Below are 16588 nucleotides of genomic sequence, written 5' to 3'. Positions count from 1 at the left end.
CGACATCGCTGAAGCATGGGAACGAGGCTCCGCCTCTGGATTATCTCAAGGCCGACAGAAGCTGCTCGGAGCACAACGTCAGCAAGAGACGACCTCCCGTAGAACCAGCCAACGTTGAGCGCCGTCCTACGCAGGAGATCGGGTCCATCGGGCAGCATGTCCACACGTTCGCCAATCTCCATGTCCCGCAGGATCGTGCATACACGTGAGAAGAGAGCAATACCGCCCTGCTCGATGGCCACGAGCAACAATCACTTGAAACGCTACGAACCACAATATTTCGACTCTTACCACGCGAGGGGCGAATAGTCGGGCGCTGATCTGCAGTTTATGCCGCCAGAAATGGCATGGCCCTTGATAGAGTCCTCCCGACATTCGCAAAGATCGCCGCCTATAGCGGAAAAAGTTTACGTGGAGCCTCCCAAGAATGAAACTTTCCGACCTGTGGTTCGTGCATGGTGATATCGGCGGCAACACGGCCCGACGCCTGGTGACTCTCGGAGGCTCTGCGGACCTGGTCGACCGGGAGGGATACCCGTGGGCGGAGACCTCCACGGGCATCTGGCGCATCCTCTTTCAGGGAGAGACTCACGACGGCTCGGATCCCGTACTGAGAGTTTCAGGCCAAAGCCGTACCGCAGCCCAGGCGCTGAAGCCCCCTACATGGGAGATGGCGGGCGACGTCAATCTCAGCAAGGTCGTGGCGTCATTCGAGGACGCCTTCCGATTCCGGCAAGAAGATCCGGCGAGCAACCTGCAGGGGTTGCGCGAGCCGCAACTCGGGGCTGTGCACGCGGTTTTGGGCCACTGGGCATCGCGGCGTATGCAGCCGGCCACCGTCGTCATGCCAACGGGGACGGGCAAGACCGAGACGATGGTCGCGCTGCTGGTGGCCGGACGAGTGCACCGGCTGCTGGTGATCGTCCCCTCCGATGCGCTACGCGACCAAATCGCCGGCAAGTTCGAGCGACTGGGATTGCTGCGAGCCCTCGGTGTCGTCACCGCCGCAGTGCTGCGGCCCATCGTCGGGCGGGTCAAGCGTGGCATGCAGGATCCGGAACTGGCTCGCCGATTCGCCGAGCATTGCAACGTGATCGTGGCCACCACGTCGGTGCTTCAGCACTTCTCGCCGCAGGCGCGGGACGCGCTCATGGACGCGTGCAGCCATATGTTCATCGATGAAGCACATCATGTGGCGGCGCCGACATGGCGCCACATCCGCGATCAATTCGCCGGTAAGCACATTGTCCAGTTCACCGCCACCCCGTTCCGTAGTGACGGCGCAGATCTGGGCGGCCGGGTCGTGTTCGGGCTCTCCCTCAAGGAAGCACGCCGCCAAGGCTATTTCTCGAAGATCACATATGCGCCGGTGGTCGATCTGTTCGATCCGGACCGGGCCGTGGCCGAGCGGGCCGTCGAGTTGCTCCGCGCGGACCTGGCGGCCGGCCATGACCATATCCTGATGGCCCGCGTCAAACGGATCGGCCGCGCCATCGACGACGTCCTGCCGCTCTATCAAGAACTCGCGCCCGATTTGAACCCGGTCATCCTGCACAGCAAGGGCCGGAAAAAGGACAACCGTCTGGCCCTGGAAGGGCTACATGCGCGCACCAGCAAGATCGTTGTGTGCGTCGACATGCTCGGCGAGGGTTTCGACTTGCCGGCCCTCAAGGTGGCCGCGATTCACGATCAGCACAAGAGCATCGGGATCACACTGCAGTTCATCGGCAGGTTCGCCCGTGTGTCCGGAGCATCCATCGGGCAGGCGACCGTTGTCGTCAACAGGACCGAGCCCCAGTTCGACGAGAATCTGAAGAAGCTGTACGCCGAGGACGCCGACTGGAACGACATCATCGAGGTCCTCTCCGCGCGCGCCGTCGGCGAGCAGGAGGATCTGACCGAGTTCGAGGAGGCGTTCGCCTTCTTGCCCGAAGAGATCTCGCTACGCAACCTCGCGCCTCGGATGAGCACCGTGGTGTACCGGACCAGCGCCCTGCGGTGGGCGCCCGAGGCGTTGGCTCCGTTTTTCGGTGATCGGCTGCTGACCGATCCGGTCGCCGTGAACGAACGCGACCTGATCGCCTGGCTGGTGGCCGAGGAGCGCAGACCCGTGGCGTGGGGAACGGTGCGGAGCCTGGAGGACATCTCCCATGACCTGTACGTGCTGTACTGGGATCGCGCACACGGCTTGCTCTACATCAACAGCTCCAACACCGAGAGTGTGCACCCAGAACTGGCGCAGGCGGTGGCCGGCGAGGACGCTGCTCTGATCAAGGGACCGGTCGTCTACCGCATCATGGCGAAGATCAGACGGTGCGTGCCGACCAATGTCGGGACGCTGGATGCCCGTAACCGCAGCCGCCGGTTCCAGCTCGCGGTCGGGGCCGACGTGCTCCTCGATTACCCCGAGGCGGAAAAACGCAACAAGAGCCAGACCAACATCTTTGTCAGCGGCTTTGAGGGTGGCGAACGCGTCAACGTCGGTGCGTCGCTGAAGGGGCGGGTCTGGAACTATGGTGCCGCTCCAACACTCAAGCACTGGGTCGACTGGTGTGACGACGTCGGTGCCAAGCTCACCGACGCAACCCTTGATCCGGTGGAGATCCTCAAGGGGTTCATCATTCCCGAAGAAGTGCACGACCGGCCCAAACTTGTGCCGCTGACGCTGGAGTGGCCGACGCAGTTTTTCCTGGAGGCCGGCGAGAGCATCACCATCAAGCTGGACGCCTTCAGCTGGCCGCTGATCGACGCCGACCTCACCGTCACCACTTTCACCAGCGATGGCGCCATCGGCTTTACGGTGAGCACCCCGTGCTGGAGCGTCGGCTACCAGATCGTGATCGCCGACGGTCAGATCGCCTTCACCTGTGACAGCACTGAGCCGATGATCTTCACCGGACGCAAAGTCATGCCTTTCAGCGACTTCCTGCATCAGCAGGGCCTGCGGATCATGTTCGAGGACGAAGCGATCCTGGAGCCGGACATGCTGCTCATCCGTCCGGCCGGGGATACGGTTCCGCCCTTCAGCCCGGAACGTCTGCAGATCATCGACTGGTCCGGCATCAACCTCAGCAAGGAATCCCAAGGTGCCGACCGCGACCCGACCTCGATCCAGGCCAGGACCATTCAGCACCTGCTCATTCAGGCCGATTGGGATCTCGTCATCGACGACGACGGCGCCGGCGAGGTGGCCGACATCGTCGCTGCCCGCGTCGAGGATGGGTACCTGCACGTGAACCTTGTCCACTGCAAGTACGCCCACGGTGCACCGGGCGCCCGTGTGGCCGACCTCTACGAGGTCTGCGGCCAGGTGCACAAGTCCACGAAATGGCGGCATCGGCCCGCGCGCCTGTTCCACAACCTCGTCCGCAGGGAAGGCCACCGCCGCAAGCAGGGACGGTCCGGGCTGGAGAAGGGGACTGATCGCACCCTGCACGACCTGGCTCAGCAAGCGTCGCTCCTCCAGCCGAAGTTCACCATCACCATCGTGCAGCCGGGGGTATCGAAGGCTCGCGTGTCCAACGACCAGCTTCACCTCTTGGCCTGCGCCGAGGTCTACGCGATGGACACGGCCAACAGTGTTCTGCACGTGATCGTGCACGCATAGGCACCCCGAGAGCCCGTGCGCCGATGGATAGGAACCTGTGTTGATCACACGGAGCGAGCATAGGCTGACCGAATGACGATTGAGCGGTCTCACGACCAGGCACGAGAGCTGTCCCTGGAAGTGGAGAGAAAGGCCCTCCAGGACCACCTCACAGAAGCGTTGCGCCCGATGACCCGGCAGGAACTTCGGGAGGTCGTCGACCGTCTGTGTGGTCCAGGAACAGCGGATGCCGTGCTGACCGAACGCCGCCGTCAAGCAGAGGAAGCGCATCGGATGGTCCAACAGCTCTGGGATGAGCGCTATCGAGACGATCCAACAGGCGCCGCCCGAGCCGAGGCACGCGTCCGCCGGACCCGGGAACGGATCACGGCGCAGACCGAACAGATCGCACAAGCGCGCGCCGCGCGTCTGACCTCTCGTTCAGACTGCGCCGACATGAGTTGAGCTGTACGCAACCTGCGCGTCCGGCACCAAGACCTCACCCAAGGCGGCTGCGACGGCATATCTGCGATACCGCAAGTGCGGTGAGCCGGGTGACACCGCAGTCAAGAGCCGCGTCGGTACCGCCGTGATGTGTACGGTCCGCCGCTCGGCTCGCCCGAACGGGGAACATCGTGCTGTTCACGCTAGCGAACGCCCGACCCACGCCAGGTGCCGCTCTGCAACAAAAGCTTCTTGGCGATGGCGACCTCTCAATACACCAATACGTGTCCTACCCTCCACGATTTGGAGGCCACTTCCAGGCAGATCGAGCAGTCCTCGGTCGATCAGAATCGGCCAGCGCTTCCATGTCCCATGTGCTTCCCAGCATTGAGCGACACCCATGTGGATTCCGCGATTACGCACCCGGACCCAGTGATCTGGATCGGCGGCATACTCCTCGATGCAGCCGCTATCAGATGCTCCCGTCGGCATCTCGACGAGTTCGCCGACTGGAACTATCTCGACATCCCATTGCACCCTGGAGAGATCAATATCCCCGTAGTCGCGCAGAAACGCATCATTATCTCCGTGGTCGTAGAGAAACTGCTCAACGACGTCGTCCGGCCACTGTAGCGAGCTGACCATGGCATTCGTACGGAACCTTTCGAAGCGAAGGAGATTCTCGCGGCACGACACCGCCAAGTCCGCGAAGTCGGCGAGTCTCACATTGGCCGTCGTAGGGACCACCATCCTCCCTGGCGGGTGGCTGCCGCACGTATTTAGGCTCGGTGCAAATGTTCGGCGTACAACGCGAATCACGCTACCAGCCTCCCCAAGTGCCAGAAGGGACGAGATTAGACAGCGTGCACGTGGAACCGCTGGAACAAGTCGGTGAAGAACTCCTCGAGGAGCGGGCTGGCAGCGGTGCGGTTCTCGAGCTCGGCGGTGCCGAATTTGAACACCTTATACCCGGCGAGCTTGAGGTCGCGGTCGCCGCGCATCTGGGCGGCGTATTTGTGGCGGTCGGGGCGGTTTGCGGTGGCGAAGTGGTGGGACCCGTCGACCTCGAGCACCACCCGGCAGTTGTGGGGCATGAGCAGCAGAAAGTCCATCCGTAGACGCAGGAGCGCGTCCCGTCCTCGCTGCTCGACGGTTTTGGCATCCCAGTGCAGCCAGATCTCCGGGAGAAGCGCGGGCAGCCCCTGGATGGCCGGGCCGTGGATCTCGTGGTAGAGCTCCCACAGGTTGCGTTGGGCAGGTGATTTGGCTGGCAGGCAGCTGCCCAGCCGCTGATCCCGGGGATGTGCCCGTCACGCTCGGGGCCGTAGTTGCACGTGTCGATGACCGTCTTCCCGGCCAGTGGAACGGCGGGCAAGTTGGGGAACGCCTTGACCGGCACCGTGACCACGACGATGTCACCGGTCGCCGCGGCCTCCCCGCTCGTCGCCGCGGACGCCCGCGGGCCCAGTTCCGCGGCCGTGTCCGCGAGCGTTTCGGGACCGCGCGAGTTGCTGAGCACGACCTGGTGCCCGGCCTCGATGGCGAGCCGCGCGATGGTACTGCCGATGTATCCGCTTCCGATGAATCCCACAGTCGTCATATCCTCAGCGTCCCTTTAGAAGAGCCGTATCCTTGCCATTCGCCGGACCCGTTGCGATTCGGGTCCCTGCCATCAGCTGGCGGGGAAGTAATGGCCGTTGTCCAAATCGGCGAGCAGGCGGGGCTGAGCGGGTTCCCAGCCGAGGGTCCGGCGGGTGACGAGGTTGGACGCCGGGTAGCTCTGCGTGACGATGTTCGCGAGGAACCCGAAGTATCCCGGCAGCACCAGTTCGTCGACGGGAACGCTCACGGCGGGCAGGCCCAGGCGGCTGCCGATGGCCTCGGCGATCTCGCGGAACGGGATGCCCCCGTCGTCGACCGCGTGCCAGTATTTGCCGGCCGGGCCCTTCTCCAGCGCCAGGCGGAACAAGGAGGCAACATCGCGGATGTGCACGGCGTTCCACAGGTTCGCGCCGTCTCCGGGGTAGCCGATGAAGCCCTTCTCCTTCGCGAGCGCGATCAGCGTCGGGAGGAAGCCGGCACGATCGGTCGTGCTGTGCGCGATGTTGGCGATCCGCACGACCGAAGACCGCACGCCCTGCTCGGCGAGGCCGACTACGGCGGTTTCCACGACGTTACGAGCCCGCAGGGTGCCCTTGTGCTCATCGCCACTGGGAAGGGCCGGGTCCTCCTCGGTGGCCGTCCGGCCCAGGAATCCCTGCCCGGGCGAGCCGATGCTCCCCGTCGCGACCAGCGGCTTTCCGGTTCCCGCCAGTGCCTCGCCGTAGGCGAGCATGATCGGGAGCTCGGCGGCGGCCACGGCGTGGATCCCGCCGGAGAAAAGCAGGTCTTGCCGGTGCGCGACGTGGATGATGCCGTCGGAGTCCGTGGCCGCTTCCTTGAGCCCGTCGAGATCCTGGAGGTCGCCGCGGCGCACCTTCGCGCCGAGCGCGGACAGCGCCGCCGCGGCCGTGTCCGACCGGGCCAGGCCGGTGACCTCGTGCCCGGCGGCGATGAGCTCGGGGATGATGTACGAACCGGAATGGCCGGTCCCGCCAGTGACGAAAACGCGCATGCTACTGGTCCTTGTGATTGATGTGGCGCGAGAAGTGGTGGTGCGGGCGCGCTCAGGCAGAGTGCTGACGCCAAGGGTGAAGTTGAAGCTCCCCGCGCCGTAGCGGCCCAGGCCGATCATCACCAGGCCCGTTCCCTCCAGCCAGCGCGCCATTCCCAGGGGGCCGGTGTCCATCGGCCGCAGCCCGAGGCTCTTGATGAATGCCGCCATAGTCGCCTTGGCCTCGGCGTCGTCGCCGGTGATGAGCACGTCCAGCGGGTTGCCCTGCGCCAGCATGTGACCGAAGACGGTGTTGAACGCCTTCACGACGTGCGCGCCGGCGGGGGTTCGATCACCTGGCGAGCCTAGCGGCCACGTCCGCCCGGGCCGGGCGACGGACGGGGACCACGTGACCACGCCGGTGTGCCAGCCACATGAACACGACGGTGGCCACCACGCCGAACACCACGGCGTACACACTGCCCTCCGGTCCGAAGTCGCCGCCCGTGACCAGCGCTGGACCCGACATCGTCGCGTCCAGCAGGCCCTGCGGGGTGTTGCCGCCGGACACCTTGGTGCTGAAGATGGCGCTCGCGGCAATGTTCCAGCCGAAGTGCAGACCGATCGGCACCCACAGCTTGCGGGTGGCGATGTACGCGGCGGTCAGCATCCCGCCTGCCTCGATGGCGATAGCGATGGCGCCCCACAGGGTGGCGTTCGCGTTGAGCAGGTGGATCAGGCCGAACAGCGAGCCGGTCAGCACGAGCGCGATCCAGGTTCCGGCCCAGTGCTCGACGTTCCGGAACAGGACACCGCGGAAGACCAGCTCCTCGGTCACGGCGGCACCCGCCATGATGCCGAGCAGGCCGACGGCGCTCGCCGGCGTGCCCAGGCCGTTGATCGTGTAGTCGCCTAAGAAGGCGATGTTCGCGATGACTGCCCCAAACAGCGCGATGCCGAGCAGCGTGCCCCAGCTGATCCCCGCGCCTGCTCCCTTCAGCGACACCTCGACGGGGGCCCGGTGCTCGGTGCGCCGCACCACCCAGCCGTAGACCAGGACCGCGATGACGGCCGTCAGCAGGCTGGCGACGAGCGCCAGCCAGGGGTTGTCCTTCACCGCCGCGGTGCCCAGATTGCCGAGGATCCAGACCGCCACAACCGCCAAGAGCTGCCATATCAGACGCACGATGACTCCTTCGTGAGAATCCGCGGCGGGAGCTCCGCGGGCTACTTGCAGGGGTGCGCTCAGCCGGGGAGGTCGACGCCGAGGGCGATGTCGAAGGTCCCCGCGCCGTTGCGGGCCAGGCCCATCAGCAGCGGCCCGACCCCTTCCAGCCAGCGGGCCATCTCCAGGCCGCCGACATCGAGCGGGCGCAGTCCGAGGCTCTCGATGAACGCCGACACGTCGGCCTTGGCCCGCGCGTCATCTCCGGCGAAGAACACGTCCAACGGACGCCCCTGGGCCAGCACGTGGCCGAAGACCGTGTTGAACGCCTTCACGACATGCGCGCTCGCCGGGACTGCCTTGGCGATCTCCTGCGCACCGGACGTGCCTTCAGGGATGACGAGCCCGGTGGCGTCGGCGTTGAACGTGTTGGAGATGTCGATGATGAACTTGCCGGCCAGTGCATCCCTGTGCTGGGCGACGACCGGCACGGCGCTGGCGTATGGCACGGCCAGGACGACGATGTCGCCAACCGGGACGGCGCCGAATGTCCCGACCGTAGCCCCGCTGCCGAGCGCGGCGGCCAGGTCCTTGGCCTTGGCCGGGTCGCGGCCGATGAGCTCGACGGCGCGGCCCCCGGCGACCGCGCGTGCGGCCAGGGCGCCGGCCATGTTCCCCAGGCCGATAATGCTGACGCTGCTCATGGGTGTGCCTGCTTTCTGAAGCTGGATAGGACGCCATGCCCACCCCGTCGTTGTCAACGGGTTGTGTCGTCGACATCCCACATTTAGTTAATGTGTGAACCAGAAAGTACGTCGCATTTGGTTACCATGTCAACCAGACGGTAAAGTGGTGTGCGTGACCGAGCCGCGGTGGTTGGACGAGCGAGAACAGCAGGCCTGGCGCAGCTTGATGAAGATGCAGGACGGGCTGTCGGAGTTCATCGAGCGGCAGCTGCGCAACCGGTGCGGGCTGTCCGGCGCTGACTACCAGGTCCTGGCCCATCTCTCTGAGGCGCCCGAAGGCCGGCTGAGGTCGTTCGAACTCGGCCGGCTGTTGCGCTGGGAGAAGAGCCGCCTGTCGCAGCACCTGGGCCGGATGCAAAATCGCGGCCTGGTGTCCCGCGAGCGGTGCCTCGCCGACCAACGGGGGGCGGTAGTCGCCATCACTCCCCGGGGCAGCGACCTGATCAAGGTCGCGGCTCCTCAGCACGTGGCCGACGTCCGCGACGTGCTCATCGATCATCTCACTGCGACCGAGATGGCGATGCTCGTCACCATCGGCGACAAAGTAGCCGAACGGCTGGCGGCGCTGGAATAACGGCCTCGGGGAACATCGGTACAGCGGTTATCGGTGAGAACGATCATGGTCAGGGCGTGAGAGAGTGTCGGGGTAATTGATCTCGGCTTTGCCCGGAGCTTGAAAACGGTCTGTTGCCGCTGGGAGCGCAGAGCTGTTTCTTGGATCATGTTCGGCTCCTGATGACAGGGCCGGTCGGGCTATGTCAGGGGGTCGACAATCCGGTTCATCGGAGGTCGCTGTCGGGCGGCGGCTGGGTGTAGCCTCCGGCGATCTCGCTGAGCAGCTCCGCGAATGTGATCGCTGTGTCGTCCTCGTAGAGGGGTCCCACGATCTGCGCGCTTAGCGGGAGCCCGCCGGGTGTGATCCCGATGGGTGCGTCTACCGCAGGCAGGCCGGGCAGGGAGGCGTGCGTGATCCAGAACGGCATGCGCTCAACGTCCGTGCCGTCGCCGGGGCGGATGGCGGGCGTGGCGGTCGTCGGGCACAGGAACACGTCGACGTCGGCGAAGTGATCGTTCCAGGCTTGGCGTGCAGCCATGCGCCTGGTCTCGTGCTCGATGGCCGCCGAGAGCGGCGCGAAGTCCCGGCCGCCGTCCTGGCCGCCTTCGATGAAGGCGAAGTACAGGCCTACGTGGAAGCCGAAGGATTCAGCGGAGCGGACCGGATCGATGCCCTTCGGCCAGCCTTCGACGAGCGTTGCGCCGGCGCGGCTGAGCGCGTCCACGGTGTCGGACAACTGCGCGGACACTTCGCTGGATACCGGGCCCTGGTCGTGGTCCAGCACGAATCCGACCCGGAACTCCTTGAGCTGGGTATGCCGGGGTGGGGCCGGCCGCCAGGAGTAGGCCTTGGCCGCCTGGCCTTCGGGCCCCGCGGTGACCGCGAGCGCCGTTCGCAGGTCACCGGCCGAACGGCTGAGCGGCCCCGCGGCCGACATGTACGTCATGTCGCTCGGAGGGGCCGGCGGTCCCGGCGGCTGGAATCCGGTCAGCGGCACGATGCCGGTGCTCGGCTTCAGACCGTAGACGCCGCAGAAACTCGCCGGGATCCGGATCGAGCCGACCAGGTCGGTGCCGTAGTCGAGGAAGGTCAGCCCGGCCGCCAGCGCCGCGGCCGCTCCGCCGCTGGATCCGCCGGGCGTCCGGGTGGTGTCCCACGGGTTGCGGGTCAAGCCGTACAGGTCATTGGCGGTGTGTGTGTAGTCGGCCAGCATGAACGGCACGTTGGTCTTGCCCACGACGATCGCGCCGCCCTCTTTCAACCGCCGCACGACGGTGGCGTCGGTGTCGGCGACATGGCCGGTGAACGCGGGATTGCCCCAGGTGGTGGGCGATCCGGCGACGTTGAAGCAGTCCTTGATCGTGATCGGCACGCCGTGCAACGGGCCGAGCTCGTCACCTCGTGCCATCGCCTGGTCGGCGGCTGCGGCCTCCTGCAGGGCCTGCGCCCGCCGCAGTTGGACGACGGCGTTGAGTTCGGGGTTGACGGCGTTGATCCGGGCGAACAGCGACTCGGTCAGTTCGCGGGAGGAGATCTCCTTGCGGCGGATCAGTTCCGCCGCCTCGGTCGCGGAATAAAACATCTGTACTCCTTCAAAGTGTCGTGGGGAGGCCGAAGGCCGGGAACAAGCGGTCGCCGAATGTGGTGAACTCCGCGACCGCATCGTCCCTGATGTGCAGCACGTCGAGCTTGTACGCCCGATAGACGCTGTCGCCGGGACGGCGCAGGTAGCAGGCTGCGGCGGGCTGGCGGTTGGCCCGGGTCGGCAGCAGCCGCCACTCGCCCATGCGGCTGGCTCCGAAGGCCCGCTCGAACAACGGTCCCAGCGCCGCCTGGCCCTGGTAGCAGTGCGGGTCCGGCGGCATGGTGACCCGTACGTCCTCATGCGCGAGCGCGGCCAAGGCGGCGGCGTCGCAGCGGGTGTGCGCGTCCACGTACCGTGTGAGCAGGTCGTGCTCCTGCTCGGTCAGTTCGCCGGCGGGCAGGTCCAGACGCCGGTCCGGCAAGCGCTCGCGTAGGGTGGCGCGCGCCCGCTGCAGGGCGCTGTTCACCGCGGCCACGCTGGTGCCGAGCGCGTCCGCCGTCTCCCGGGCGGACCAGCCGACCACGTCGCGCAGCACCAGCACCGCCCGCTGCTGGGCCGGCAGGAGCTGAATCGTCGCCAGGAAGGCCAGCTCGATCGTCTCCCTCGCCACCACGACCGCGTCCGGCTCCTCCTCACTGGGCGCGACTTCGTCCAGCAGCAGATCCGGGTACGGCTCCAGCCATGGCACATCGGCGAAGGAAGCAACCACAGGAGCCTGGCGTGCCTGGCGCCGGATCGCGTCCAGGCAGGCGTTCGTCGCGATGCGATACAACCACGCCCGCAGGCCCGCCTCCCCCTCGAACTCGCCCGGGCTGCGCCACGCCCGCAGCAGCGACTCCTGGACCAGGTCCTCGGCGTCGGTGAACGAGCCGAGCAGCCGATAACAGTGCACGTGCAACTCCGCGCGGTACCGGCCTATGCGTTCCATGAACGCCTCGTGCGTACTCACGTCTATTGGAACGTCGCGGTGGCCCTGAACTCATCGCTCCACCGCTCAGCGGTGACCTATGTCACAGTCCCGCCTATGATCAATCCTGCGTGGCGTCGCTGGTCGAGATGGAGTTGGCGCGCGGCAGGACCGGATCTCGTCCTGAAATCACTCTCGGCGACTCGTTTCTTCTCGACTGAGCCGCGTGGCTGGCATGCCGTCAGCTGCGGTAGCGGCGAGCGGCGGTGTCAGGGCTGACATCCAGGACTGCGGCGATCTCGTTCCAGGTGGCGCCACCGCTCGGTCGGCGGCGACGGCTGCAGCCAGGACGGCGCGGGCCTGGGCGAGCAGGGGCAGCGCGGTGGCGGTGTAGTCGGCGATGGCGCCGGGTTTCCAGCCGGTCTGCTGGGCGGGCGAAGCGAGGTCTTCCGCGTGCAGGTCGAGGGCCAGCTTCCCGGCTGTCTGAGCGAGGTGTTCGGCCTGGTCGCGGAGATGGCGGCGCTGCTTGCGGGTGTCGTCCTGACGTTGGTGCCGCTGGGTGAGCGGACACCAGCGCCTGGCGCGTATCCGGCCGAAGACCCACCGGCAGGCGTCGGAGCAGTACTTGTGAGGCCGGCCGCCGCGGGCGATGGGCGGGGGCCATGGTGCCTCGCAGTTCAGCATTGCCCGGTTCGAGATCCCATGAGGGGCACTGACCATGGGGTTTCGTGGCCGTATGGCTGCGGTTCAGGTTGTCTCGTTTGGTGGGTTCCGAGACACGGTAACCCGCAGCAGCGCGGTCACGAGACCTTTCCCCAGGACGATCTGGCGCGGGCGCCGCGGGTGAGACGGCGTGTCATCTGAATGATCGCCGACCAGATGATCATGATTTCGCTGTTCTGGGGCAGCCGTTCGTGGTCGCGGATGTTGCGGCGGGCGCGCAGCACCCACGACAGGCTGCGTTCCACTACCCAGCGCTTGGCCAGCACGACGAAGCCCTGGGCGCCGCGCGGTCGGGAGACCACCTTGACGGTGAGGTTCAGGAAGGTGGGCGCCCACTCGATCAACGATCCCGCGTAGGCGGAGTCGGCCCAGACGAGGGTGATCTCGGGGTGAGTCAGCCGCAACCGAAACAGCAGTTCGCGGGCGCAGTCCCGGTCGGCCATGTCGGCCGGGGTGACCATGACCATCACCTGCAGCCCGTTCGAGTCGACCACCAGATGTCGCTTCCTGCCATTGATGCGCTTCGCGGGGTGATATCCGCGGGTGGCTTTGCTGACGGTCTCCGATCCCTTCACTGACTGCGAATCGATGATCAGGGTGACCGCGCTGGGACAGCGGCCGCTTGCGCAACCGGATGGCGCGACGGAGCTGGTCACGGATCTCGTTGACCACCCCTGTCGTACCCAGCGCACGAAACGCCGCCAGGCTGTGACTGCCCGCCTCCACTTGGCACCCGCGTCCTCGGGTGGTTCGGGCAGGCCGAGCCGTCGGCAAAACTCCGGCAGGAGCGCATGGGTGGAGTTGTCGCCGATGGTTCGGACGGCGCCCTGGAGCAGGGCGCCGCAATGTCGTCACGTTGGGAGATGCCGCCACGCAGCGATTCTGGCAGACCTGACCGGCCCCCTGGCGCGATCCAGTTCCGGCTGCACTCCGATCGAACGGTTCGACGGCCGCCGAACTTTCTCGGCCTCGTTCTCCCACCCGGGAGACCCGTCTCGCAGGCCCCTCCGCCTCACGGCGCCGCGGGAGGCGGCTGGTCAGCGGGCATGTCCGGCAGCAGGGGCGCGACGGTGGGCACACGGAGTCGTTCGACGGCGTCCCGGGCCTCTTCGTCGGGGCGCACGTCGTAGCGCAGGGTGGTGCTGGGGCTGGCGTGGCCGGCCAGCCGGGCGGTCATGATCGCGTCGGCCTGGGGCAGGAGGTTGGAGATGAAGGTGCGGCGCAGGTCGTGCGGCCGGACCGCCGTGGTGGCGGCCTGTTCGGTGCGTTTGGCGAGGATGTCGCGCACCGCCTGGGGGTTCATCCGCCAGGGGCGGCCGTCGGGGGCGGTGCGCAGTCTGCCGCCGCGGGTCAGGCGGGGGAACAGCGGGCCGCGGTGGGTGCCGCGGCGGGCGAGCCAGGCCTCCAGGCGGCGCGCGGCGAAGGAGTTGACCGGGATGCGGCGCTGTTTGTCGCCCTTGCCGATGACGGTGAGCATGCGCCGGGCCCGGTCGTAGTCGGGGTACTGCAGGGCGACCAGTTCGGCGCGGCGCAGGCCGCAGGCGTCCAGCACGGCGATGATGGCCGCGTCCCGCAGCCCGGCGCCGGTGACGACGCCGGCGGGGGAGCGGTCGGCGTCGCAGGCGGCGATGAGGGCGCCGATGACGGTGTCTGGGACGTGCTGGCCGGCCGGTTCGCGGTGGCCGCCGAACGGGGCCAGGGCAACGGCCCGCAGGTGGTCGTCGGTGCTGAGCAGGCCGAGTTTCCAAGCCTCCTTGAGCACGCCGCGCAGCGCGGCCAAGTGCTTGTTCCGGTAGGCGGGCGACCAGTCCATCTGGTCGACCTGTTCGCGGATCCAGGCGGTGTGCTCGTAGCGCAGATGATGCCAGGGCTGGCCCTGGCCGGTGACGGTGGCGTCATCGAGCCGGTCGCCGGCGAGCATCCGGGTGATGTGGTCCAGGCAGATCCGCATGGCACGGCGGGAGTCGGTGCTGCCCAGGCGCCCCAGATAGAGCAGGTACGGGTCGCGGGCCGGCGCGACCGCCGCAGCGGCACCCGGCGCCAGTCCGGCGGCGGAGGCGGGGAAGGCGGGGAAGGCGGGGAAGGCGGTCGCGGGTAGGGGGCGGGAATCCGGCCCGGGGGCCGTGGCGGACTCGGTCACGGAATCCACCCTAACAGAAATGATCTTTGAGAACTCCACTTCTCAGTGATCATAAAAGAAACGCACACGCGATATGCGTAATCATCATTAACAGAGCATGTGCTGATGCTAAATTCGCTCGTGTGACGGAGATGAGCTTCGAGCCGGGCGAGCCGACCCCCACGCCGAGCCGGGACCACCCCGGCGCCGCCGAACCGGCCACCGGCCCGCTGGCGCCGCCGGCCGGGCCTCAGCCGGAGCCGTGGGAGCGGCCCCCGGCGCCCACCGGGCCGAACCCGGACGCACCGCCGCGCGGCGGCCGCGGCCACACCCGCGACTGCCTCGCCGTCGACACCGACGACGTGCTGCGGCAATGCGCCCGGCCCGGCTGCGGCCGCGCCAAGCCCGAACGCGAACCCGGCAAAGGCGGCCGGCCCAGCAAGTACTGCTGCAAGCTGTGCAGCAACGAGGCCAGCCGGGCCGCCGACACCGCACCCGCGGCGGTGGCCACGCACACCGCGGTCAGCGCCTTCACCACCGAGGCCGGCCAAATCCGCGCCCGGCTCGACCAGCGCGACGCCCATCTGGCCGCCGAACGCGAGGACCTGCGCCAGCTGGACGAACACCTCGCGCAGGTCGCAGAGGCCATCACCACCCAGCTAGGCCAGGCCGAAGAGCGGGTGCAGCAGGCCGACCAGGACGCCGAACAGGCCCGCACCTCGATGCGCGCCGCCCTAGCAGCGCGCCAGACGGCCGAACAGGAACGCGACGCCGCCCTGCACGACCGGCAGGAGGCCCTGCACGCCCAGCACACAGCCGAGGAGCACCGCGACCGCATCCACGGCGAAGCCCGCGCCAACGCCGAACGCCTCGGCATGCAGATCGGCCAGCTCACCGCCCAGCTGCAGGACGAGCAGGCCCTGACCAGGCGCCAAGCCGAGCAGCTGCGCGCCCTGGGCGCCAAGATGTCCCGTGCGACCGACCTGGCCGAAGAGCGCGCCGCCGCCCTGGCCGAGCGCGACCGTCAGCTGCACCAGGCCCGCGCCGACATCCGCCGCCTGACCGAACACCTGGAGCAGGCCACCGCGCACCTGGCCACCACCCGGCAACAGCTCGACCAGGCCACCACCAGCGCCGAGCAGGCCCGCGCCGAAACCCGCGCGGTACGCGACGAGCTGGCCGAACGACAGCGCCGCTCCGACGAAGAACGCGAACGGCTACAGGCCCAGCGGGACCAGGCCCGCCTGGGCCAAGCCACCGCCGAAACCCGGCTGGAGATGGCCGAACGCGAGCAGCAGACCCTACGCCGCCAGCTCGCCGCCGCCCAGGCGGCCACCGGCCTGGTGGTGCCGCCGCTCGCCGACGTCGACGGCCGGCCCGGCGTGCGGCTGCCCGGCGGAGCCTTCCACGCCGTCACCCTGCAGGACGGCGTGGTGATGTTGCACTACGACGACAGCGCCATCCCCCTCGCCAACGCTCCGCAGTCGCCGGCACAGGCCCGAGCACTGAGCGCCGCCCTACAGGCCGTCACCGCCCCGCCACCCGCCTGAGGGCGCCCCTTCGCGCTGCGCGCCATGGTCGCCGCCTGCGACCTGACCACCCCGATCGGCCGGCGCGACCGGCTGCTGCTCGTGCTCGGCCTGGCGCTGAAGGGCCGGCGCAGCGAGCTCGTCGCGCTGACCAGGGAGGACGTGCGTGAGGTCGCGGACGGCCTGGAGGTGACCATCCGCACCTCCAAGACCGACAAGGACTCGCGCGGTGAGACCATCGCCATCCCGCGCGGCAGCCACCCGCTCACCGACCCGGTCGCCGCTTGGCGCAACTGGCTGAAGGTTCTCGACCAGGCCGGACACGCCACTGGTCGGCTGCTGCTGCGGGTCAACCGGCCCCTCGCTCGGCGCGGACGCGGTCAACGTCGTCGTCCGCGACCTGGCCATGCGCGCCCGCGTGCCGTACGCAAACACCGTCACCGCGCACAGGCTGCGGCGGCGCCACCGTCGCCTACGCCGCCGGCGTCCCGATCGCCGTCATCGCCAAACACGGCCGCTGGGCGCCCGCCTCACCCGTCGTCCTGCGCTACATCCGCGCCGTGGACCGCTGGCGGGACAACGCCATACGCAACGTCGGACTTTGACGCACCCCAGGCCTATCCGGACCAGCAGCA

Annotated in this window: 15 protein-coding genes and 1 pseudogene; 4 read left to right on the top strand and 12 right to left on the bottom strand. The window is 67.8% G+C overall.

Annotation, left to right across the window (positions count from 1 at the left end; translation table 11 throughout):
- Window positions 1–427 precede the first annotated feature (427 nt).
- Together KME78_RS12500 and KME78_RS12495 are read left to right on the top strand one after the other, a co-directional pair.
- Window positions 428–3607, top strand: a complete 3180-nt coding sequence (locus KME78_RS12500; protein ID WP_219528990.1) for a DEAD/DEAH box helicase — start codon at window positions 428–430, stop codon at window positions 3605–3607.
- A gap of 72 nt (window positions 3608–3679) precedes the next feature.
- Window positions 3680–4051: a hypothetical protein gene (locus tag KME78_RS12495; protein ID WP_219528989.1), complete on the top strand. Its 372-nt coding sequence runs from the start codon at window positions 3680–3682 to the stop codon at window positions 4049–4051.
- Between the two features lie 177 nt (window positions 4052–4228).
- Here KME78_RS12495 and KME78_RS12490 read toward each other — a convergent pair whose 3' ends face one another.
- From KME78_RS12490 to KME78_RS12465, 6 genes and pseudogenes are all read right to left on the bottom strand, one after another.
- On the bottom strand, window positions 4229–4756 hold the full coding sequence (locus KME78_RS12490) for a hypothetical protein (protein WP_219528988.1): 528 nt from the start codon (window positions 4754–4756) through the stop codon (window positions 4229–4231).
- A gap of 128 nt (window positions 4757–4884) precedes the next feature.
- On the bottom strand, window positions 4885–5142 hold the full coding sequence (locus tag KME78_RS12485) for a putative endonuclease domain-containing protein (RefSeq protein ID WP_219529093.1): 258 nt from the start codon (window positions 5140–5142) through the stop codon (window positions 4885–4887).
- Between the two features lie 224 nt (window positions 5143–5366).
- Window positions 5367–5630, bottom strand: a pseudogene (locus KME78_RS12480) (NADPH-dependent F420 reductase); the annotation flags it as partial.
- 72 nt (window positions 5631–5702) lie between these two features.
- A complete protein-coding gene (locus tag KME78_RS12475; RefSeq protein ID WP_308126914.1) occupies window positions 5703–6950 on the bottom strand; it encodes an NAD-dependent epimerase/dehydratase family protein in 1248 nt (415 codons plus the stop codon).
- A 25-nt stretch (window positions 6951–6975) separates the two neighbouring features.
- Complete coding sequence (locus tag KME78_RS12470) at window positions 6976–7809, bottom strand: CPBP family intramembrane glutamic endopeptidase (protein ID WP_219528987.1); 834 nt, start codon at window positions 7807–7809, stop codon at window positions 6976–6978.
- A gap of 59 nt (window positions 7810–7868) precedes the next feature.
- A complete protein-coding gene (locus KME78_RS12465) occupies window positions 7869–8492 on the bottom strand; it encodes an NADPH-dependent F420 reductase (RefSeq protein ID WP_219528986.1) in 624 nt (207 codons plus the stop codon).
- Window positions 8493–8646: 154 nt separating this feature from the next.
- On the opposite strand from KME78_RS12465, the gene KME78_RS12460 reads away from it, so the two are divergent.
- The gene (locus tag KME78_RS12460; RefSeq protein ID WP_219528985.1) at window positions 8647–9108 is read left to right on the top strand and encodes a MarR family winged helix-turn-helix transcriptional regulator; all 462 of its coding nucleotides are present in this window, start codon (window positions 8647–8649) and stop codon (window positions 9106–9108) included.
- A gap of 205 nt (window positions 9109–9313) precedes the next feature.
- On the opposite strand, the gene KME78_RS12455 is transcribed toward KME78_RS12460, so the two are convergent.
- The 5 genes from KME78_RS12455 to KME78_RS12435 all read right to left on the bottom strand — a co-directional run bounded on the left by KME78_RS12455 (window position 9314) and on the right by KME78_RS12435 (window position 14445).
- A complete protein-coding gene (locus KME78_RS12455; protein WP_219528984.1) occupies window positions 9314–10672 on the bottom strand; it encodes an amidase family protein in 1359 nt (452 codons plus the stop codon).
- Window positions 10673–10682: 10 nt separating this feature from the next.
- Window positions 10683–11624, bottom strand: a complete 942-nt coding sequence (locus KME78_RS12450; RefSeq protein ID WP_308126913.1) for an RNA polymerase subunit sigma-70 — start codon at window positions 11622–11624, stop codon at window positions 10683–10685.
- Window positions 11625–11771: 147 nt separating this feature from the next.
- Window positions 11772–12266: a hypothetical protein gene (locus KME78_RS12445; RefSeq protein WP_219528982.1), complete on the bottom strand. Its 495-nt coding sequence runs from the start codon at window positions 12264–12266 to the stop codon at window positions 11772–11774.
- Between the two features lie 116 nt (window positions 12267–12382).
- Window positions 12383–12961: a transposase gene (locus KME78_RS12440; RefSeq protein WP_219528981.1), complete on the bottom strand. Its 579-nt coding sequence runs from the start codon at window positions 12959–12961 to the stop codon at window positions 12383–12385.
- A 356-nt stretch (window positions 12962–13317) separates the two neighbouring features.
- Window positions 13318–14445 carry a tyrosine-type recombinase/integrase gene (locus KME78_RS12435; RefSeq protein ID WP_308126912.1) on the bottom strand — a complete coding sequence of 376 codons (1128 nt, stop codon included), beginning with the start codon at window positions 14443–14445 and terminating at the stop codon, window positions 13318–13320.
- Between the two features lie 122 nt (window positions 14446–14567).
- Here KME78_RS12435 and KME78_RS12430 point away from each other — a divergent pair, with 122 nt between their 5' ends.
- Window positions 14568–15974 carry a coiled-coil domain-containing protein gene (locus KME78_RS12430; protein ID WP_219528980.1) on the top strand — a complete coding sequence of 469 codons (1407 nt, stop codon included), beginning with the start codon at window positions 14568–14570 and terminating at the stop codon, window positions 15972–15974.
- On the opposite strand, the gene KME78_RS12425 is transcribed toward KME78_RS12430, so the two are convergent.
- On the bottom strand, window positions 15942–16394 hold the full coding sequence (locus KME78_RS12425; RefSeq protein WP_219528979.1) for a hypothetical protein: 453 nt from the start codon (window positions 16392–16394) through the stop codon (window positions 15942–15944). The two genes, KME78_RS12430 and KME78_RS12425, sit on opposite strands and share 33 nt — an antisense overlap.
- Window positions 16395–16588 lie beyond the last annotated feature (194 nt).

The organism is Nonomuraea guangzhouensis, assembly GCF_019396345.1.
Classification (GTDB): domain Bacteria; phylum Actinomycetota; class Actinomycetes; order Streptosporangiales; family Streptosporangiaceae; genus Nonomuraea; species Nonomuraea guangzhouensis.
The sequence above is the reverse complement of the archived record's forward strand: the minus strand, read 5'-3'. Positions and strand labels throughout refer to the sequence as shown.